At 39.4% G+C, this 21847-nt stretch carries 16 protein-coding genes; 6 read left to right on the top strand and 10 right to left on the bottom strand.

The window, feature by feature from the left end; translation table 11 throughout:
* Positions 1–24: 24 nt before the first annotated feature.
* From DC53_RS15085 to ilvG, 5 genes are all read right to left on the bottom strand, one after another.
* Positions 25–1059 (bottom strand): ABC transporter substrate-binding protein, encoded by a 1035-nt coding sequence (locus DC53_RS15085; RefSeq protein WP_008137706.1) that lies wholly within the window; start codon positions 1057–1059, stop codon positions 25–27.
* Between the two features lie 97 nt (positions 1060–1156).
* Positions 1157–2710 carry a threonine ammonia-lyase, biosynthetic gene (gene ilvA, locus DC53_RS15090; protein WP_033028819.1) on the bottom strand — a complete coding sequence of 518 codons (1554 nt, stop codon included), beginning with the start codon at positions 2708–2710 and terminating at the stop codon, positions 1157–1159.
* 2 nt (positions 2711–2712) lie between these two features.
* On the bottom strand, positions 2713–4569 hold the full coding sequence (gene ilvD, locus DC53_RS15095) for a dihydroxy-acid dehydratase (protein WP_033028857.1): 1857 nt from the start codon (positions 4567–4569) through the stop codon (positions 2713–2715).
* 103 nt (positions 4570–4672) lie between these two features.
* Positions 4673–4918, bottom strand: coding sequence for an acetolactate synthase 2 small subunit (gene ilvM / locus DC53_RS15100; RefSeq protein ID WP_033028818.1), 246 nt, complete (start codon positions 4916–4918; stop codon positions 4673–4675).
* Positions 4915–6564, bottom strand: a complete 1650-nt coding sequence (ilvG, locus tag DC53_RS15105; protein ID WP_002959891.1) for an acetolactate synthase 2 catalytic subunit — start codon at positions 6562–6564, stop codon at positions 4915–4917. Before ilvG ends, ilvM begins: the two co-directional genes overlap by 4 nt.
* A 540-nt stretch (positions 6565–7104) precedes the next feature.
* On the opposite strand from ilvG, the gene DC53_RS15110 reads away from it, so the two are divergent.
* From DC53_RS15110 to DC53_RS15135, 6 genes are all read left to right on the top strand, one after another.
* Positions 7105–8775 (top strand): phosphoethanolamine transferase, encoded by a 1671-nt coding sequence (locus DC53_RS15110; RefSeq protein WP_033028817.1) that lies wholly within the window; start codon positions 7105–7107, stop codon positions 8773–8775.
* Entirely contained in the window at positions 8772–9143 is a 372-nt protein-coding gene (locus DC53_RS15115; RefSeq protein WP_007377290.1) for a diacylglycerol kinase, read from the top strand. The genes DC53_RS15110 and DC53_RS15115 overlap by 4 nt, the downstream gene beginning before the upstream one ends.
* Positions 9134–11080 carry an LTA synthase family protein gene (locus tag DC53_RS15120; RefSeq protein WP_033028816.1) on the top strand — a complete coding sequence of 649 codons (1947 nt, stop codon included), beginning with the start codon at positions 9134–9136 and terminating at the stop codon, positions 11078–11080. Before DC53_RS15115 ends, DC53_RS15120 begins: the two co-directional genes overlap by 10 nt.
* Positions 11081–11153: 73 nt before the next feature.
* Positions 11154–11828, top strand: coding sequence for a response regulator transcription factor (locus DC53_RS15125; protein WP_033028815.1), 675 nt, complete (start codon positions 11154–11156; stop codon positions 11826–11828).
* Positions 11809–13245 (top strand): sensor histidine kinase, encoded by a 1437-nt coding sequence (locus tag DC53_RS15130; protein ID WP_033028814.1) that lies wholly within the window; start codon positions 11809–11811, stop codon positions 13243–13245. The genes DC53_RS15125 and DC53_RS15130 overlap by 20 nt, the downstream gene beginning before the upstream one ends.
* Before the next feature lie 50 nt (positions 13246–13295).
* Positions 13296–14174, top strand: coding sequence for a TraB/GumN family protein (locus tag DC53_RS15135; protein ID WP_033028813.1), 879 nt, complete (start codon positions 13296–13298; stop codon positions 14172–14174).
* Between the two features lie 47 nt (positions 14175–14221).
* Here the strand turns inward: DC53_RS15135 and DC53_RS15140 are convergent, their stop codons facing one another.
* From DC53_RS15140 to DC53_RS15160, 5 genes are all read right to left on the bottom strand, one after another.
* A complete protein-coding gene (locus DC53_RS15140) occupies positions 14222–15631 on the bottom strand; it encodes an ATP-binding cassette domain-containing protein (protein ID WP_033028812.1) in 1410 nt (469 codons plus the stop codon).
* Positions 15632–15976: 345 nt separating this feature from the next.
* Positions 15977–17704: a response regulator gene (locus DC53_RS15145; protein ID WP_033028811.1), complete on the bottom strand. Its 1728-nt coding sequence runs from the start codon at positions 17702–17704 to the stop codon at positions 15977–15979.
* Positions 17705–17836: 132 nt separating this feature from the next.
* Positions 17837–20170, bottom strand: a complete 2334-nt coding sequence (locus DC53_RS15150) for a fatty acid cis/trans isomerase (protein WP_033028810.1) — start codon at positions 20168–20170, stop codon at positions 17837–17839.
* A complete protein-coding gene (locus DC53_RS15155; protein ID WP_002959878.1) occupies positions 20167–20532 on the bottom strand; it encodes a hypothetical protein in 366 nt (121 codons plus the stop codon). Before DC53_RS15155 ends, DC53_RS15150 begins: the two co-directional genes overlap by 4 nt.
* Before the next feature lie 86 nt (positions 20533–20618).
* Positions 20619–21413 (bottom strand): VOC family protein, encoded by a 795-nt coding sequence (locus tag DC53_RS15160; RefSeq protein WP_033028809.1) that lies wholly within the window; start codon positions 21411–21413, stop codon positions 20619–20621.
* Between the last annotated feature and the right edge of the window lie 434 nt (positions 21414–21847).

The raw sequence follows: 21847 nt of genomic DNA, 5'->3' as shown, positions 1-21847 counted from the left end.
GCTCGATGAACTCTCATTAAGTGGTTATTTTTTGCTGAATATTAAACGTAAATACAGAGGAATAGAAACAATACTAATAATCATCGCAGCAATTAACATCCACGATAACTGCACTTTTTCGGGTTCTTGATATTTATATATAAAATTCGCTTTCACCTCATCAAATTCATTTTGCTCAATTGCATATAGATCAGCAATTAAACGCCATTTTGCTATCGACATATGCCCTAAACTGGTCGTGGGTGGCGTTATATAATCCCTTAGTACTTCGGCCTCAAAAGCGAGCTGATGAAAACTTTTACTCGGTGCATATCTTTGCTGGGTTACCGCAATAGCTTCATCCATATTCATCATTGCATAGCGCCAGCCTTTTAGGCTTGCTTGATAAAACTTTTCCACCGTTTGCGGATTTTTTTTAAGCATACTTTCGCTGGTAAATAAAATATCTCCATATACATCCATACCATAACGCTGTGGGCATATAAGCCGGTGAGATACGCCTTGCTGAGTCATGTAGTACGGCTGGTTAGTAACATATACTTGCATAGCATCTAGCTTGTTTTCAATCCAAGCCTGATCTGGATTTTCGCCATCGTAAAGTTTGAGTTTACCGACATCAACGCCACTGCGTTTAAGCATAATAAGTAGTTCGGTGCCATCATTTTTGCTCACCGCAGTGATACGTTTATTAACAAAGTCACGTGGATGAAAAATATCAGACGTGTCTTTAACCATCCAGCAGTAAGGTGAAAACTGTAATAAGGCAGCCATAGCAACAAGAGGTTGTCCATTAATACGTTGCTGTAAAATGCCTGAATGTCCGACACCAAACTGTGCTTCTCCATTGGCAACAGGACCAAAAGTATCAGGCATCATTGGATTAGCTGGTTTTATAGTTACATCAAGGCCTGCTTCATTATAAAAGCCTTTTTGCTCTGCCATATAATAACCGGCAAACTGAAACTGATGCGTCCATTTTAGCTGTAATGTAACTGATTCTTGCGCCACTATGTGACTACAAAAAAAACACAATACAAAAATTAATCCTTTTAATAGCAACCAAGTGCCCTCAAAAAGTATGACGATTACCTGTAACTATATGTAAAATTTGCGATAAAGCAAGCACCCTAGTTAGGTGCCTGCCTTTAAAGAAGGACTATACTGAGGCGAGTTTTTCGGCTTTTTCTGCTTGCGGCTTTGATGTTAAAAATTGGCTAAAGCACGGATTTTGTGTTTCATCTTGTACACTGTAACCTAAACGGTTTAAGTGCTCGTTAAACATCTCATACTGACTTGGCTCAATAGCAAAACCTGCCAGTACATTCCCCATAGAACCACCGTGATTACGATAATGAAATAAGGTAATGTTCCAATTACTACCTAAAGTATCTAAAAAGCGTGCAAGCGCACCTGGATATTCAGGAAATTCAAAGCGAAGTAAGCGCTCATGTAATTGCTCTGGTGCTTTTCCGCCAACCATATAGCGCACATGTAATTTAGCGAGTTCGTTATCCGACAGGTCGCAAAATTGGTAATCATTATTTGTTAAGTCTTGCTTTAGCTCATTAAGCTCTTGCTCGCCTTGGCGCAGGGCAATACCTACAAATATTTGTGCTTCACCAGGTCCTGCATAACGGTAGTTAAACTCAGTAATAGCACGGCCACCTAAAGAAGCACAAAACTGTTTAAAACTGCCTTTTTCTTCTTTAATAGTAACCGCTAATAACGCTTCGTTTTTTTCACCCAGCGCAGTGCGCTCTGCAACATAACGCAGGCGATCAAAGTTTAAATTAGCACCCGAAAGCACAGCCGCTAAATGTAACCCTTTTAACCCTGACTGTTGGCTCCACTTTTTAAGCCCTGCCGTTGCAAGTGCACCTGAAGGCTCTGCAATTGCACGGGTAGATACAAAAATATCCTGCATGGCAGCACATATTTCGTCGCTGGTAACGGTTATAACTTCATCACAAAACTTTTGCGCTAAGCGAAATGTTTCAGTGCCAATAATTTTAACCGCTACGCCATCGGCAAAACTGCCAACGCGATCAAGCTCTACTGGCTTGCCGGCTTCAAGTGCTGCTTGTAAACACGCACTTTCGTCGGCCTCTACACCAATTACTTTTATATCTGGACGCAGCGATTTAATATAAACCGCCATCCCAGCAAGTAAACCGCCGCCGCCAACAGGAATAAACACCGCATCGAGCTCGTTTAATTGCTGCATTAGCTCGCGTGCTACAGTGCCTTGACCAACAATGACATCCGGATCATCAAATGGTGGGACAAATATACCATTGCGTTGCTCTGTAAGCTCAAGCGCATATGCTTTTGCGGCATCAAAATGATGCCCATGTAGCACAACTTCACCGCCAAGCGCGCGTACCGCGCTTACTTTTATTTCAGGCGTTGTTACTGGCATTACAATTGTAGCTTGATGCCCTAAGTGAGAAGCACTTAGTGCAACCCCTTGAGCATGATTACCCGCAGAAGCAGTGATAACCACTGAGCCTTTAGGTAATTTATTTAATTTGTTATACGCACCGCGTAATTTAAATGAATACACGGGCTGTTGGTCTTCACGCTTTAACCAAACATGGTTACCTAATTTAGCACCAAGCTCAGCCATTTCGCTGACCTCGGTAACTTTAGCCAAAGGCTCCATGTTTGCTTGAATAATAGCGCGAAAATAATCGAGCTCTTGAGAGACCATAATTAACTAAGCGCCTCCAATTTAGCTAAGTCGCGCACTGCGCCTTTATCGGCACTTGTTGCAAGTAATGCATATGCTTTTAAAGCAGACGAGACATAGCGCTCACGATCAACTGGCTTGTACGCCATTTTTCCGCGTGCTAATTGCTTGTGTTTACGTGCCTCAAGTTCTTCATCGCTTAGCGCTAACGTAATTTCACGTGTTGCAATATCAATAATGATTTTGTCGCCATTTTCAACATAAGCAATTGCACCACCACTTGCAGCCTCTGGCGACACATGACCAATTGATAAACCCGAAGTACCACCCGAAAAGCGACCATCAGTAATAAGTGCGCATTTTTCAGCTAAGCCTTTCGATTTCAAGTAGCTTGTTGGGTATAGCATTTCTTGCATACCTGGGCCGCCTCTAGGGCCTTCATAACGAATAACAACAACATCGCCGGCTTTTACTTCGTTATTTAAAATCCCTTCTACTGAATCATCTTGTGATTCGTATACAATGGCGGTGCCTTCAAAATGTAGCATTTCATCAACTACGCCAGCACTTTTTACAACACAACCATCAACCGCTAGATTACCCGAAAGCACAGCTAAACCACCGTCTTGGCGAAAAGCGTGTTCAACGCTTCGAATACAACCATTCACGCGGTCATTATCGCCCTCGTCCCAACGACACTCTTGGCTCATTGCTTTAGTTGTACGAATGCCCGCAGGACCCGCACGGTAAAATTTGCGCGCCGCTTCGTTAGTAGGATCTGTTGCATCCCATTTTTTAACAAGCTCGGCCATAGTTGACCCAGCTACATGATTCACTGACATATCAACTAAGCCCGCTTTACCAAGCTCGCGTACTACTGCCATCATGCCACCAGCACGGTGTACATCTTCAATATGATACTCTGGTGTTGCTGGTGCCACTTTACATAAAAACGGTGTTTTACGAGAAAGCGCATCAATGTGCGACATATCAAAATCAACGCCCGCTTCTTGCGCTGCAGCAAGTAAATGCAATACCGTATTTGACGAGCCACCCATTGCAATATCAACAACCATTGCATTCATAAAGGCTGTTTTGTTAGCAATAGCACGTGGCAATACATCTTGATTATCTTTTTGATAATACTCACGACATAAATCAACAATACGAGCCCCCGCTTCAACATACAGTTGTTTACGGTCTTTATGAGTAGCAAGCGTCGTGCCGTTACCTGGCAATGCTAAACCTATTGCCTCTAACAAACAGTTCATTGAGTTTGCAGTAAACATGCCTGAACACGAACCACATGTTGGACATGCAGAGCGCTCAACTTGTTCTGAATCTGCATCACTTACCGATTCATCAGCGCCTTTAACCATGGCATCGACTAAATCAAGTTTAATGTCGATGTTAGCAAGTTTAGTTTTACCCGCTTCCATTGGGCCGCCCGATACAAATATTACCGGTATGTTTAAACGTAGCGCTGCAAGCATCATCCCAGGAGTGATTTTGTCGCAGTTTGAAATACAAATCATCGCATCGGCGCAGTGACCATTTACCATGTATTCAACCGAGTCAGCAATTAAATCGCGTGAAGGCAGCGAATAAAGCATACCGCCGTGTCCCATCGCAATGCCATCATCAATCGCAATGGTATTAAATTCTTTAGGAACGCCACCCGCTTGGGTTATCGTCTCACCCATAAGCTCACTAAGCTGATTAAGGTGTACATGCCCTGGTACAAATTGTGTAAACGAGTTAACTACGGCAATAATCGGTTTACCAAAATCAGAGTCTGTCATACCTGTTGCGCGCCATAATGCTCTTGCGCCTGCACGTTTACGTCCTTCAGTTGTTGTTGCACTTCTTAATTTAGCCATAGTTACCTCAGTTTTTGCCGCAATATAAGCGGGCATTCCTCATTCTAAAATTGGTGAATAACCGAGAGACTCAGTTACTCGTAAATTATTTTTTAATTCGTAATTACACAGCCTGTTGTTGCTGTAAATTTTGTAAAGTGACTTCTTTGACATCCACCAGCTTATTTAACTGGCTGGTTAATAGGTAAATTGGTTTATCACTATCTACCGTCATGTCTACATTATAAAAACCATCATCCATATTGAGCTGAAAATGCGTAAGGTCAAAACCACGATGACGCACCACTCGTAAAAAGCGCTCTACCGCTATACTTTGGCTTTTTAATGCAATATTTAGGCTATGTTTCATTTTGCTTTCTCCGTCATCATTTCGTCGTTAGCAGCCCCAGGTGGTACAAGTGGCCAAACATTTTCTTTATCATCAATACAGGCATGTACTATGTACGGCCCTTTACTATTAACTAATGCAGTTATCGCATCATCAACTTGATTAGCGTGAGTTATTGTTTGCCCAGGAATACCAAATACAGCGGCTAATTGAACAAAGTCTGGGTTATCCGACAGGTTAGTTTCAGAATAACGCCCTTCAAAAAATAGTTCCTGCCATTGGCGAACCATCCCTAAACGTTGGTTATCTAAAATTAATATTTTTACAGGTAAATTATTACGGCGAATCGTGGCCAACTCTTGAATATTCATCATTATTGAGCCATCGCCCGATACAGTGATAACAAAGTCATCAGGGCGTGCTACTTGTGCGCCAATAGCAGCCGGTAAACCAAAGCCCATTGTGCCTGCACCACCACTGCTTAAATGATTACTCGGGTGAGTAAACTTCATGTGTTGTGCTACCCACATTTGGTGCTGACCTACATCGCAGCACACAACCCCTGTTTTTGGCATGCGTTGGCTTAGTTGGTTTAATAAGTACGGTGCAAAAACCTTCTCACCTGGGTAGTCGTAACGCCAAGCATGCTTAATATTCATTTCTTTATTTGTATCACACCAAGCTTTAGGGGTTACAAAGCACTCAAGTGCGGGTAACGACGTTTTTAAATCAGCAATTAATGAAGCTTTAGCAGGTTTTCGCTTACCAACTTCAGCAGCATCGATATCTAAATGGATTACTTTAGCTTTAGCTGCAAATTTAGCTAAGTTACCTGTTACGCGGTCATCAAAGCGCGCCCCTATACATACAAGTACATCACATTCTTGCACTGCGATATTAGCAGCTTGACCACCATGCATACCCAACATACCTAAGTAATGTTCGTAATCTGGTAACACACTACCCAACGCTTTAAGTGTTGATACAGCTGGCATCTGCGTTTTATTTAAAAATTGCATTAGCTCGTCTTGCGCATCAGCGGCTTGTACACCACCACCTACATACGCTACAGGCTGTTTAGCCTCACTCAACAATTGATTAGCAATAGCAACTTGCTTTAAATCTAACTCTGGTAAGTATTCATCAGCTGCTAGCCAAGGTTTAAAAGGGACTTGCGCCATTTGAATATCTTTTGGGATATCGACAAGTACAGGACCTGGGCGGCCGCTTTGCGCTAAATGAATCGCTTCTTGTAATATCTCTGCTAAGTCTTCAGCTCGTTCTACCATGTAGCTGTGCTTAGTACACGAAAGCGACATACCTAGTACATCTATTTCTTGAAAGGCATCTGAACCAATAGCTGCAGTAGGCACTTGGCCAGTGATCGCCAATAATGGTACTGAGTCCATCATCGCATCAGCAAGAGCGGTTATTAAATTAGTTGCACCTGGGCCAGATGTTGCAAAACATACGCCTAATTTACGTGTGCTGCGAGCATAACCAACTGCTGCAAACCCTGCACCTTGCTCATGGCGAGTTAGGTAGTGTTTGACTGGCGCGCCATACAGCGCATCGTAAATTGGCATAATAGCTCCGCCTGGGTAGCCAAATACTTCATTTACGCCGTGTTTGGCCAATAAGTCGATTGTTAGTTCTGCGCCTGTCATTAATAAACCCTCATTCCTCAGTGACAACCCAATTACAAATTTTACCCTTAAAACTAAAAAGCCCTCCGAACGGTTAAGTGCGGAGGGCTTTTTTAATGCTTAAGTTTTTAAAGCACTACGAAGCCCTCGCGGGAATAATCACCACGATAATAATCAGGACTAGGTTAAGTGCGTTTGTAAGCATGTAATTAATACCAAATTTTGTTCAATTATCGCGAAGGTTATTCCTTCGCTTTCTTTTTATATTAGTACCGCGCTAAGCCCTTTAAGTCAACACCAAAGTTAATCTAACAAAAAGACTAAAAGGCAATTTATCAGGTTTTAAAATTCACTATATAAGCTGGTAGTGGTTTTTTTATGCTCTAATTTTATTCTCAGAAATTCACTATTCTTATATCCCTTATTTAAGGTTTGATTAATTTTTGAGAATATTTTTATAAATAAAATTATTTATCACCTTCAGGTAATGCGTAGGTTCTCTTAAGCGACTCTTAAGTGTTGTTGCATAGCATGGCGTTGTTATTTTAAACGAGCCTAAATATGAACGTAATTAGTCAAACACCAGCACAAAAAAAGCCAAATCGTAGTAAGCGGTTTTACATTCACTGTAGTGCAAATGCCTTTGTAGTGATAATTGCCTGTTATTACTGTTTAGTTATAAACATTCCTTTTATTCAAGGTTCGTTTAGCGCCATCACCTCCCTTGCATCTTTTTCATGGCTATTTTTACTTTCAGTGCCACTGCTTTTGTTATGCCTTTTAATTATTTTCTTTTCAATAGTGTCGGTCAGGTGGTTACTAAAACCAATTAACTACCTTTTACTGATAATTTCGAGTGCCGTACTTTACGGCTCATTAAATTACGGCGTCGTGTTTGACTATTCGATGATTCAAAACACGTTTGAAACAGACTCAAGTGAAGCGTTGAGCTATTTAAATCCGCAGCTCATAGGCTTTCTACTACTGTTTTGTGCGCTACCTGTTTTTATATTAAGCAAAGTAAAAATACACTTTACCCGCCCTCACCAAGAAGCAATTAGTCGTATAAAACTTATTGTTGCCTGCTTAACGCTAATTGCTTTAGTGGTCGTAAACTTTTACGCCGACTACGCAGCCACTGGCCGCAATAACCGCATTTTGAAAAAAGAACTCATCCCATTTCAGTATCTCTCTAGCGGTTATAAATATGTGCGCGATCAGCTGCTGTATACCAATATGGAATTTAAAAATATAGATGCAGCACCCTCTCTTATTGCGCCTAACACCACCAGCGTAACAGTTATGGTTGTTGGCGAAACCGCACGAGCAGAAAACTTTGCTTATCAAGGTTATAAGCGCAACACCAACCCTTATACACAAAAGCATAATGTGACGTATTTTAATAATGTGGCGTCTTGTGGCACCGCTACTGCAGTGTCTGTGCCGTGTATGTTTTCACTGCAAACACAAAACAACTTTGATCGATTAGCAGCCGACAACCAACAAAATCTGGTTGACTTAGCACAACAAGCTGGCAGCGACGTACTGTGGGTTGATAACAACAGTGGCTGTAAAAACGTATGCACCCGTGTTGTTAATATTGATATCCCAACCACCCCATCAGCGCTTTGCGATGGGAAATATTGTTTTGATGAAGCACTCCTTGCTCCACTTAAACGCAAACTCGCTAATTTAAGCCAAGCTAACACCGTTATTGTCCTACATATGATGGGCTCACACGGGCCAACCTACTTTAAACGCTACCCAGAAAAATTTAAGCAATTTACGCCCACGTGCGACAGAAGCGACATTCAAAACTGCTCACTCGATGAATTAGTTAATACCTACGACAACACAATTGCGTACAGCGACTTTGTTAACGCCCAGGTAATTGAGCAATTAAAAGCACTGCCAAACAACATAGATAAACAGTTTTTATATGTCTCCGATCATGGCGAATCACTTGGCGAAGGTGGGGCTTATTTACATGGTTTTCCGTATAGCTTTGCACCTAGCACACAAACGCATGTTCCTCTTTATATGTGGGCTGATGAGCATAATCAGCGCATTACCAATACCTGCTTGGCTAATTTAGACAGCACTGCTGCACGCTCACACAACAATATTTTTCACACCCTTTTAAATTTAATTGGCATTAAAAGCAAAACGTATCAGGCATCACTTGATTTACTTGCTAGCTGCCAAACAACACCAAGCGAAATAAAACTATGAGTAATAAAACCGTTATAAAACGCCAAGGCTTAATGCGCCTTATTTTTACCTTAAGCCATTCTTTTAACGGCTTAAAATGGATGAGTCGATTTGAAGCGGCGTTCCAACAAGAGCTAGCACTGTTTTCGTTACTCGGTGTGTTTGTGTGGCTACAAGAAATTGCACTAAAGGATAAATTACTGCTTATAGCCAGCCTGCTTTTTGTATTGTTTGCTGAGCTGGTAAATACAGCAGTTGAGGTTGTAGTTGATAGAATTGGCAGTGAATACCATGAGCTTTCGGGGCTAGCTAAAGATATAGCCTCTGCAAGCGTGTTTATAGCTATGCTAATTGCCGCTCTTATTTGGTGGGCTGTGTTATGGGCATAAAGCTAACTTTTATACCTAAAATACAAAATGCACTTGGCCCTATATGGATTTTTGTTGTATTTACTGTTTTGGCACTTAGCTTTTTAACACTTGCTCGCTTTGGACTAAGTGTATGGCAAGGGGAGCGTGTATTTGGATTGCATGCGTGGTTATCTATATTTATAGGTGGGTTAAGAGTAGATATAGCCACTCTAAGCTACATTATTATGCCCGCATTACTACTTACTTTACTGATGCAAAGCGTAGGTTGGCAAAATAAAGTACGCGGCCTCATTAAAATTTATTTAGTGACGATGTCTGCTTTACTTGTTTTTTTTGAAGTGATTACGCCTACGTTTATAAACGAGTACGATTTACGCCCAAACCGCTTATTTATAGAATATTTAATTTACCCTAAAGAAGTCTCAAAAATGATTTTTTCAGGCTATAAGTTAGAAGTATTTATTGCTGTTATAGCACTTGTTTTAAGCTGTAAATTTGCAAGTAAAGTATTTAGCAATCAATGGCAAAGCCAGTCATCACTAACAGGCTTAAATCAATCAATTTTAGCGCTTGTTTTAGTATGCTTAACTATTTTTGGCGCCCGCAACTCATTAGGGCACAGACCACTTAACCCCGCCATGGTCTCGTTTTCTACCGATCACTTACTTAACGACTTAACCCTTAACTCACTTTATAGCGTCGCGTTTGCAGTTAAGCAACTTTCTAATGAGCAATCGAGTCAAGACTATTACGGTAAAATGCCCACCGATGAATTACTTAGTATTGTGCGTAGTAACATGCAAAATACGCAAGGCACATTTAGTGATGTAACCGCCCCTACAAAAACGTTTCATGAAGCAAGTAATATAGGTAAACCAAAAAATCTAGTCATTATTTTACAAGAAAGTTTAGGTGCTCGTTATGTAGGCACGCTTGGCGGTTTACCACTTACACCTAATATAGACGCCCTTTATAAACAAGGCTGGGGGTTTGATAATTTATACGCCACGGGTACACGTTCAGTGCGTGGTATTGAGGCGGTAATTACAGGATTTACACCAACGCCTTCGCGTGCGGTTGTTAAGCTTGATAAATCACAGCGTGACTTTTTTACCATTGCTGATTTTTTAGCGAAGAAAAATTACAACACGCAGTTTATTTATGGGGGCGAAAGCCATTTTGATAACATGCGCAGCTTCTTTTTAGGCAACGGTTTTAAAAGTATCGTAGATACAAATAATTTTAAAAAAATAGACTTTAATGGCTCGTGGGGCGCATCAGACGAAGACTTGTACGACCAAGCCAACATAGAACTTACTAAGCTTAAAAATCAAAACAAACCCTTTTTTAGTCTTATATTCTCAAGTTCTAACCATAGTCCGTATGACTTTCCTGACGATAAAATAACGCTGTACGATAAACAAAAACAAACTCGTAATAATGCTGCCAAGTATGCCGATTACGCACTAGGCACCTTTATCGAAAAAGCTAAAAAATCGAGCTACTGGGACGACACTGTATTTATAGTTATTGCCGATCACGACTCGCGCGTATCTGGGGCGAGTTTAGTACCGGTTGATCACTTTAAAATTCCGGCCGTTATTTTTGGTAAAGGTATTACCCATAAACGAGATAGCCAACTAGCCAGCCAGCTCGATATTCCTGTTACTCTACTGTCTTTAATTGGCGCAAGTGGTAAGCACCCTATGATAGGTCATGATTTATCAAAGCCAATTAGCGACAACAAACAACGCGCAATGATGCAATACGACAAAAACTTTGCCTACATGCACGATAATAAAGTGGTGGTGTTACAACCACAAAAACCAGCAACCACCTATACGTATAGCAATAACCAGCTTGTGCCATATGAAAACGATGAGCAACTAGTTAAAAAAGCCCTAGCCCACGCGAACTTAGGTAATCTAGCTTATACAAATGGTTGGTACCATTAGTTATTATTCTTGCAGTGACTTGATAATAAAGCCTTGTTAAAGTAACAAGGCTATTTTTATAAACCGAGTAAACATGAAAATCCTCGTTATTGAAGACTCTGAAGCACTAAGACGCAGCTTGCAAGTTGGCCTTAGCAACCTTGGTTTTACCGTAGATGAAACAGGTGATGGCTCAGAAGGGTTGAGTATGGCACTGAGTGGAAACTACGACCTCCTTGTACTTGATTTAATGCTACCCAGTGTTGATGGCATGAGTATTTTACAAGCACTGCGCAGCAGTAATAGCCAAAGCCGTGTGCTAATTTTATCTGCACGAAGTGAGCCTCAAGATAAAATTAACGGTCTTATGAAAGGCGCTGACGATTATTTAACTAAGCCATTTTCGTTTGAAGAACTCCATGCTCGTGTCCTTGCATTACTTCGTCGTGGTTCACTGCAAAACCAACAAAATACCCTTACCGTAGGTGATTGCGTATTAGATCTCTCGCTTAAAACTCTTCACTACAAGCAACATGTCATTGAGCTCACTCGCAATGAATACAAAATAATAGAATGCTTATTTAATGCCCCAGAGCGAGTATTAGGACTCGAGCTTATAAGTGAAGCGGTGGTAGGTCAGTTTGATATGCTCTCTAAAAATGCGCTTGAAGCACACATCTCAACCATACGTAAAAAAGTAAGACAGTTTGACGGCGAGCTCCCGATAAAAAATAAACGTGGATTTGGTTATGTCGCAACAACAAAATAAAAGTCACTCAATAAAACGTAAACTCGTTAATAATATTAGCGCTGTGATCTCAGTTATTTTATTCACCATATTTTTAACCGTTGATTTAAGCGTTGATACTTGGGTGGAAGATCAGTTCAATCAGTCTTTAACTAACAAAGCTAACTACTTAAAAACCTTAGTTGAAGATGACAACAACGTGGTTGAATTTGATTTTGCTGGTGAATTTATGTCGGAGTATGAAGCAGCCGATGCCACGGAGTTTTACCAGTTATGGCATGGCCGTGATGTGTTTGAGCGCTCGGACTCATTAGCGCTTTATAAAAATGCTAACCTGCCTTTTTTAGAAATGCCGATAAACGAATCTAAAATTATAGATTACGAGCTCCCTAACGGGCGTGATGGCCGCGCACTTATAAGTCACTTTGTAGCCCAAAAAGACGATAGAAACCCCACTCACTCTGCTGTTTTTAATACCATGACTCTTGCGATTGCAGCGCCGACAGCCGAACTTAATAAAGTACTGATTATTATTGATGTAGTCTTTATTTTAACCTGTGTGCTTGGTGTGTTTGGTGTGCGCTATTTAGTGACACGTATTGTAAATAAAGGCCTGCACCCGCTACATAATTTAAATGATCAAATTAAGTTACTCGATATTACCGGTGTTGCGCAAACAATAGAAAGCGACTTTAAAGTAGAAGAAATAGAACCCATACGTAACGAGCTAAATAAGTTTATTACCGTTAATCAGCAACTCTATAGTAATGAAAAACGCCTAACAAGCGACATTGCACACGAGCTAAAAACCCCAATAGCTGAACTCATAAGCCTCTCAGAGGTGGCTATTCGCTACCCTGACGATAAACGTATTAGCGACACCTATACCAGTGATGTACTTAATATTTCACAGCGCATGAAAACAATTGCTAGCAACCTATTACTGTTGCAGCGCTCAAGTAGCAGTACAATGCAATTAAATGCGCAAAATATCATTCTAAATAACTTAGTAAATCAAATTATTGATGAGCTGACCTTTAAGCATCCAAGTATCAAAACGCGTTTAAATAACGAAATAAGTGACGAGATTACACTTAATGTTGACGAATTTAGTTTAAATACCATTTTATGTAACTTAATCGATAACGGACTATTTTATGGACTCCCTGAGGCGCCAATTAAATTAACTGCCGTAAATAACAGCACAAACATGAGCATCTCTGTTAGTAACAAAGTAAATAAACCACTAAGTAGTGAACAGCTCACTGCTATTTTTGACCCGCTCTATCAGCTAGATTCATCTAGAACTAATAACCAGCGCCATGGTTTAGGATTATCAATTGTACAGAGCTTATGTAACTTAAATGGCTTTACTATTACGGCCAGTAATACCGAAAACAATACGCTAACGTTTATATTAACGTTACCTCTGAAGTAAATTTAGGTTAGTATTTACACTACTAACCTTCGAGATTTTAAGGACAAACCATGAATGCTCTTACCCGTGTTAGCCACTTTTTTATTGTGGCATTACTTATAACATTTAGCTTTAACAGTTATGCAGCTCCTGCCTTATATAAAATAGAAAAAAATGGCGTCAGCTCTTACCTATTTGGCACTGTACACGTTGGTGATACCAGCATGAAAGGCTTACCTAAAAATGTAACCGATGCAATTAGTGCAAGCAAAGAAGTGGTTGTTGAAGTTGATATAAGCAAACTTACTCCACTTGAAATGCAGCAGCGTTCAATGCCATTTATGATGCTAAGTGACGGTAAAACATTACAAACTGAGCTTTCAAAGCAAAATTATACCAAGCTAAAAGATTACTTTGCTAAAAAGTCGATTGATATTGCTATGTTTAATGGCTTAAAGCCTTGGGCTGTTATGGTGACTATGATGCAAATTGAATTTCAAAATGCAGGATATTCAGATAAAACCGGCATAGACAAGCAAGTACTTGCTTACGCTAAAGAACATAAAATAAAAATTGGTGAGCTTGAAACTCTAGAGCAACAACTACAAATGTTTGATGGTATGGCGCTATTAAGCAATGAAATGATTGAAGAAACCTTTGAACAACTAGCCGATATTAATACTTACTTTATCAAGTTAGTTAATGCATGGAAAAGCGGTGACATGGACACACTAACCGATTACTACAACATGAGTTTTGATGACAGTAATTACGGTGAAATTAGCGAGCAAGTAATGCTAACTAACCGCAATAATAATTGGGTTAAACAACTCACACCGCGTTTAGCAAACGAGCAGCTATTTATTGCTGTAGGCGCTCTGCATTTACCTGAAAAACACGGGTTACTTAAACAGCTTCGAGATAAAGGCTTTAGCGTTACTCGTCTTTAAAATAAAAATGGGTTGAGTGAATTCTCGCTCAACCTTTCTGTGAGCTTTTAATGAAAGTCTTCCATTTTTAAGTAATTCTCTATTCCTTTAATTTTGTCTGCCGCATGATGATTTACATAAATCACAGTACTTGTATTGGCAGCACAAATTTTCTCTATTAGTAGCAGTACACGCTGCCTGTTTGCTTCATCTAAGCCTAAGCAAGGTTCATCTAAAATAAGTAACGTTGGATGCTTTACCATAGCTCGCACAATTAAAAGCATACGTTGATCGCCGTACGAAAGCTGGGTGAATGAGGTGTTTTGCTTGTCACTTAAACCAATAAATGCCAGCCACTGCTTAGCAATATTAATTTGTGCGTCGCTCGGCTTTTGATATAAACCTATGCTGTCGTAAAATCCTGAGATAACAGTATTTAAAGCCGATATACTTACGCGGTAATCCATATGTAGCGCGTTAGATATAAAACCAATATGCTGTTTTATATCCCAAATACTCTCCCCGGTTCCGCGTTTAAAACCGAACACTTCAATGTCATTGTTATAACACTGTGGGTTATCACCTGTTATTAAATTTAATAGGCATGTTTTACCTGAACCGTTCGCTCCAGTAAGCTGCCAATGCTGATGCTTTTTTATAGTCCAATTGAGATTTTTGAATATGCTTACGTCACTATAACTAACTTTAGCATTACTCAATTTAACTAAGGTATTACCAGTGAATGTCTTTTGCTCTTGCTCGGTATCAGGAGATGGCACATCCAATAAGGTATGTTCTAAATGAAGTAGTTTTAGTAAATCACTCAATTGCTCCTTGTCTGGCTTTGCCAAAGTATGTAACAAGCAACCTTGGTTTACATAGCCATAATGAGTAATGAATGAAGGGATTTCGTCTAGGCGGTTTAGTACAAAAACAAAAGTAATTGTTTGGCTAAGCTCTATGAGTATTTTATTAAGTTGCTGGCACGATTGTACGTCGAGCCCATCAAAAGGCTCGTCAAGCACGACTAACTTACTATGGGAGCTGAGTGCTTTTATAAGTAGGAGTTTACGAGTTTCACCCGTTGAAAGGTCTCTAAAATGCCTATTTAGTAATGAGCTAAATTTAAATAATTCTATTAGCTGCGCTAATAATTCATCATTATTACTATGCCCTGTAAAAATAAGGTCTTTAACGAGGGTGTGCTTTTCATGCTCTAATTCTTGAGCTAGTAACTGTTTATGCGAATCTGAAGACACGAGCATAAGCTTATTAATACTACTTATACGCTTACCACTTTCGCACTTAGCCTCACCGATTAACGCAGCTGTCAGAGCAGATTTACCAGCTCCATTAGCACCTAAAAGTAACCAATGTTCTCCTAGGTTTACTTGCCAATCTAGGTTGCATATATCGTAACGGCTTTTACCTTGCCCTTGTAAGTAACCATTAAATTGCTCAAGCGTAATTGACTGCACTAACTTTTCCTAATAAACCTTAAAACAGCAAGTTAACGTATATTAAAAGTGCTTAGCAAGCTTGTTATCTGCAAAATTAATTTATTTCACTAGGGCGTATTGACCTTTGTGGATTGAAATTTGTTCAATCTAGGGACGATTAAATCGCGGCGCGAGGTTTGTAACCTAGTGGGCTAAGTCAAAACCGAGTAACAAAGAGTTAATCGTCCCTAGAAAGAACCCAATGGGCAGCGCATGTTTGGTATTTATGCTACGTTATCGCCTATTTATGGGGAATAACCACACTACATAGGCTCTGCCTTGCCTAAAAACCAAACATACTGCTGCAAATTCAACTACCAAAGATCAACACGCCCTAACAACGCTAATACTATTTAATGCGTCTTTAATTGCTTGCTGGCTTATTGGCTTATGAATATGGAGGTTAGCTCCGTATTCATAAACTCGCTCTATATCATTTTGTGAGGTATTTGCTGTTATAACAATAATTGGCATTACTTTATTAAGATCGGAACGTATTTTTTTAATCGCCTCAAACCCATCCATTACTGGCATGTTTAGGTCCATAAAAACAATATCGTACTGATTTTCACTCACCATATCACACGCGACTTTACCATTTTCTGCGCAATCATAGCTTAAACCTAAAAAGCTAAGTATGCGGGTTAATAACATAATGTTTAATGGGTTATCTTCAACGACTAAACACGTTAGCTTGTCGTTTACTTTAAGAGGTGTTGGGAGGGCTTTACTTATTGTCACTGGTAAATACAAAGACACCAAAGCACCATGAGTTTTATTATTTGTAAAAGTAATTTCACCATGCAGTGCTTTTACAACGTATTGAACCCGGGTTAGGCCTGTTCTTAACCCTTGAAAGTGATTGGTTTGTTTAAATGAGTCAAATTCAAGACTGGTAATCTTCTTCGAAAAGCCACTGCCAGTGTCACTCACTGTTAAATGAAATTCATCATTTAAAAGCTTAGCTGAAACAGTAATTTCACCTTTTTGTGTAAACTTAATTGCATTACTAATTAATTCTGTAAGTGTGTGCTGCAAACGTTGATGATCCAATTTACATACACAATTTAACGATTCATCTAAAGAGCTAACTAGTTTTAGGCCTTTTTTCTTACACGCATGCTTGTAAGCTATTATTACTTTATTACACGACTCTAGAAGGTTTTCATCATTTAAATGCGGTACCCATTTACCTGCACTTAAAGCCTGCAAGTCTTGTAATTCATCTAATATGGCTATTAACCTAAGCGCGCAATAGTTAGCTTGGGTTTTAACGCTTTGCTGTTTATCAGAAACGTCTAGCTCCTCAATAGACGTAATAAGTCCCTGCAAAGGTGTTCTAAATTCGTGACTAGCTCTGGCAATAAAATGTTCTTTATTTTGACTTGTTTGATAAACAAAATCTTTTTGTTTTTGTAGCTCTAAAAGCGTGTCTGAAACCTCTTTTTCCATTGGCATAAAAACAAATCTTAACTCAATAAGTAATAATGTCATTGCCAATAACCAGCATAGTATCTCTAGGTTGGCGACCCAATTTACTTTTTTAACAGCTTGAGATTCAAATAAGCTCACTGCCTTATCAAGCTTTGTTAATAACGTTTCAACATGCTTTATAGAAAATACTGAGTGGTTTATCTCTCCTTGCTGATACAAAAGCCGCTCTGTTTGTTCTATATAGTCAAATACCGCTTTATCTAGCCCAATCGTTTCACCAAAATATAAGTCTACTAACGCTGGATTTAAGTAAATGTATTCGTCATCAGAGTTTTTAGTTAATAATATTTGATGGGACTTTTTAAATGTATTAAGGGACTTTTCAAGTGACTCAGTATGAGCGGGCGAGTAATTACTGATATTAAGCATAGCATTACTGTGCCAAGCAATTTTCTGTGAGAGCATACGCTGGCTACCAGCGATGTTAATAATTTTTGCATCAAACTTTTGAACAGAAAAACTATGCTGCATTAATAAAGCAGAGCCACTTATTAATAGCGCTATTGCAATTAGTGCCCATCGGTAACGTGTTCTCACGCTTTTAATAATATTGAACATGTATAAACCAGTTTTTTTATATAAGTGTAGACTAATTTTTTAAAACGAAGAATCAGTCAAAATAATTAAGCGAATTATTAATACCCAATAAAAAAGCCCAGCATCAAGCTGGGCCATAGTAGTAAAATTATATTAGCGATTCTCTAATCGATTATAATCGAACATTCCATATTCTATCCCACGATACTTTTTAGCTGTATCGTGCAATATATCGCTGTATTGCCAAAACTGTGGATGAGTACGTCGAATACCAAACTTAGATTTCAAAGCACCATAATCGGCTTCTATTTGCATCATAGGCAATTGCTCGGCAAAAGCATTTACTTGCTGCCCGTTATTTAAATACCAAATAGCTGCTGGGTAATCACCGATAAAGCCAGGAACAATAGTCGCGGTATCTTCATCATAAGCACGCTGCCCATCTTCGTTTAATAAACTAGATATATTGTAGTGCGCATTATGATGGATAATCGTGTACGCCTTATGGCTACCATCAGTTTGCTTAACTAATACAAAAGATAATTGCGGTAATAAGTTAACAGCTTTTGCTGGCATAGAATTAATTACACTTAGATCTTTAGGAACTTGAGTATAATCATATTGCTCATTTAACACAGGTGCTAATGCTTCTTTCATTAACTCATAAAGCTCGTGTTGAGGATCATCCGTTTTATACTCAATACCACTAGGTTGACTAAATTCGCGATTATTTTTAAAAAACTTAGCTAAGCTTGGCGGCGATTTTCGGTACCAGTATTTTTTAATTTGATTGCGTTTATTTTCAGGTAATAAAGCTAAAAAGTTTTGCTCTCCCTCTAAACGTAAAAAGTCCATATACAAACGCGTCACTAATTGATGGCCTATATTACCGTACACATCAAAACCAGCGACCAGTAAGTAATGAATACGCTCAAACAAAGCATAATCTAATATCCAGGTGGTTTTAGGCTCTTGACCAATAAAACCTTTAACTACAGTTGCACTATCAAAATGGCGGAAAATAGTTAGTGCCGCATTTTTATTATGCCCATCACCTTTCCAAAGTAAGTCTGTTGTAAGGTGCTCACCACCTTTGAACATTTTGTTAGCCAGCTCAACTTTCGCCTGTAAATACTTTTTCTCGCGAACTGAATATTTAACCCAGCTAGAAATGGGTAAGGCATTACTTTCCTCAGCGGCAGGAAGTTCTAATGCCTCTTCATGTTGCATTAGCATTTCCCCTACAGCCGGAGTCGCTACTTTATTAGGATCAGCAAAAGCCACCCAAAAATGATCGTTTATAACATTTAAAGCAATCTGACCACGACAAACAGGCCCTTTTATAAAGCCCATAATAATTAACTCTGCCTCATCAAGCATAAATTGATACTTAGAATTAATTGGAATAACTTCGAAAGTTTTAAAAGGGTTAGATGCTGCCTTAGCCTCATAACTAGGCATTTTCGTAACAGTATAATCTGGCGCAATAAACTGCTCATATAAACGCAGTAATTTAGCTTCATTAAGCTCAAGAGGTAAATGTGTTTTAGAAAGTATGGTTGTACGCTCTTGCATAAAACGATAATAAACACGGCTAACTTTAGGGTCATCGTATGGGCGGCGCGTGTTAATTAACTTTATTTCCTCACCAGGAGGCGTACTTGAGCGAACTAATTTGAAAAAGCTTTGTGGGTTTTCTGAAGTAAAATAAATATGTGCTAAAAACCAATGCTCATAAATATACCGTGCTGATAACTGATACTTTAAGCTATCTTGATTTAAAAATGCTTCCCAGCCTGCTATTTTATTCTGATCATACTTACTTGGTGGCTGAATATGTGACATTTTACCACCACCTTTAAGCCAGTTCTGTAAATGATTAAACTCTTCACGCGAAACACCAGGTAAACCATAAGGCATGCCGCCATGAGGTTGATCACTTGCCAATCGATCGAACTCCCCCATTGTTGCGCAGGTTTGCGAACGCGCTAACGAAAAGTCAAACTCATCACCTAACGCTTCATTTACTGGCAATTCATGGCTTTGCTTTAACACTAAGCTATTAAATAACACACTGCCCGCTAAGTTAGCTTCTTCACTTTGCACGCGCTCATTTAGCACTGGCGTAAAGTTTTTTTCTCGCCATTGCTGAGTATTAGTTGCATCAAATAATAAACGGCTTGGGGTCGTTGCCAATAAACGAGTTCCATCGTAAACGAGCTCTTTACTCAAACCTCGGTCAATACCTTCAGGTGATGAGAGCTTAAGCTGGCAAGGTGCATCGTAACAACCATGACAAACTACGCAGCGGGTATCGAGTACAGGTTTTACATTTTGTAAAAAATCAGCACCAGCACCTGTTGTATGAGGCACAATTCTCTCTTGTGTTTGTTCAGGTCCAAAAATATCATCGTAGTGAGCATTTCCCAAATATGCACAACCACTTAAAATAATGAGTACTATCGTACTTATTAGTACTTTTCTCATTCGTCGTCCTCATCACCTAAATCAAAGGTGGGCATCATATCCATTTGAGGAGAAACGAATGTATTCTGACCTTCAGTATTCAAAACAATACTTAAAAGAGGGCCATGCGTTAATGTTATCTGCGCATCGTGCTCTTGATCTAATATAGCTAAGTACAGAGGATTAGTTATAAGCAACTCATAACCGCTAACAGTAATAGCGACACTGCTATCTTCACTTGGGTTCTGGCAAATTTGAGCAAGTAACTCATCATCAAGTCCAATTGATATTTCAAAATCAGGCTGCTCTAAGTCTCTATTACTTAATGATTCATCTAATAGAAATAAAGGGAGGGTTAAATTACTATCTTGTTCAAATTCCATTGCGTTCTCTTCACTTTCTGACGATTTAATTGACGAGTATTATATCAAACTAGCGAGTAAATTAACGCTAAAGCTAATGTAACTATTTAAACGTCATCCATAACAGATTCGATCACAGAAAATACAGCACCTTGAGGGTCGCATATAACACTAAAGCGACCAACATCGGGGATGTCTGTTGCAGGAACACATACTTGCCCGCCTAAGTTAGCGGCTTTACTAACAATTACATCGCAACTCTCTACTGCAAAATAAATCATCCAATGAACAGGGGTATCATCAGGCCATTCACTTGTCATTTCAAGCATACCGGCAATTGGTTGTCCATCGACTAAAAATAAAATGTAGTCCATCCCTTCCATAGGCTTTATTTCGCTTTCCCAGCCTAGTAAAGCACAGTAAAAGTCTCTACTTACTCTACTATCTCTTGTTGCTAACTCATGCCAATAAGGCGTATTTAATTCACCTAAGCGCTTACAACCTTTATGATCATTCCCCTGCCATAGTGCAACAGTTGCGCCTACTGGATCTTTTAGCATAAGCATGCGACCTGCATTCATAACATCATGAGGACCGGCAATAATTTCAGCACCTAGCTCTTTCGCTTTTAGCGCACAATCATCAACATTATCGACTGCAATATATGCCAACCAATAACTTGGTATCTCTGCACTAATTTGCTCTTTAGGCATTTCGTACATTGCAGCGATATCATCACCTTGCTTTTGTAGCATGGTGTAGTATATGTTCTCTCCAATAGGTTGATCCTCATGTCCCCAATCAAATAATGATGTATAAAACGCCTTACCGTCTTTCCAATTGTGCGTACAAAGTTCTGACCAACAAAAAATACCATGCGGATGGTTTTCAACTTTACTCATGATTAAGCCCTTATTATTCTAATTTCACCTAAACGAACTCTGTCACATTTTATAAACGAGACAATGGAACAGACTATAAATTGAGATTAGAGCAATAACTAAGCAGAGTCGATAAAAGAAGGGCAACAATTCGTTATTCAGTTGTTTCATATTTGAGGTTTTTAACGCAGTTAGGGTCAGATTTAACCTCTAAAATGGATTAAATATTATTGCTGATTGATATAAATGATTTACTAAGAAGTCCTTCGCTCTAGAGGAATCCCTGAATCACTTTTCTGCAGACGTAAAAAAGCCCGACTATTTCTAGTCGGGCTCTCTACAATTTGAAGCCTGGTAATGTCCTACTTTCACATAGCAAATGCTACACTATCGTTGGCCGGGGCTCGCCTTCGAGCTGTTTTGTTTCACTACTGAGTTCGGCATGAGCTCTTGGC

The organism is Pseudoalteromonas fuliginea, from assembly GCF_000690055.1.
Taxonomy (GTDB): domain Bacteria; phylum Pseudomonadota; class Gammaproteobacteria; order Enterobacterales; family Alteromonadaceae; genus Pseudoalteromonas; species Pseudoalteromonas fuliginea.
This window is presented reverse-complemented; position numbering and strand designations above follow the sequence as displayed.